Genomic DNA, 500 nt, shown 5'->3' with positions numbered 1-500 from the left:
GAGGAGGGAGGTGTCGCGCGCTATCGTGGAATTCCGTTAGATTCAAAAGAGATTGAACTCAATATCTCAGAAGGGTGGAGTGTCACTAAAGTAGGGCTTGCTTATCAGGAGCTTGTCACCTTCTCCCTCGCGGAGGACTTTATTTTGAAGAGAGTCCGTTATCTTGATCAATTTCAGGAGCGCTTAGAGTTAAGTGATGATCAAAATGCCGTAGCGCAATCTAACGGTTATCTCTTGGTAGATACTGTTCGTCAGCTTGTAACAGATCTTTATAATCTCTGCTATCAAAGTACCCCGACCTCTCAGGCATAAGTGGGGGATTTAATCCTTTTTAGGATAAAAATAGAGAAGTTGGGTCGACATTTGGATGATTTTTATCAAAATAGACCATAAATGACCACTCTTTTGAGGCATGTTTCTCTATTTAAAGTAATATAATGTTTTCCATTGAGTGATATCGAGTGCGAGAGAAGATTAGGGCATGCTCTATCGGATCGAGA

At 41.2% G+C, this 500-nt stretch carries 1 protein-coding gene; it reads left to right on the top strand.

Going from position 1 to position 500, the window contains the following annotated elements; translation table 11 throughout:
• The coding region (rdgC, locus tag FK268_RS26325) for a recombination-associated protein RdgC (RefSeq protein WP_158636231.1) at positions 1–312 on the top strand (312 nt) is incomplete at its 5' end.
• Positions 313–500 lie beyond the last annotated feature (188 nt).

The sequence above is a fragment of the Tsukamurella sputi genome (assembly GCF_007858445.1).
Taxonomy (GTDB): domain Bacteria; phylum Actinomycetota; class Actinomycetes; order Mycobacteriales; family Mycobacteriaceae; genus Tsukamurella; species Tsukamurella sputi.
Note: the sequence above shows the minus strand (reverse complement) of the source record. Positions and strands in the feature narration are given on the sequence as shown.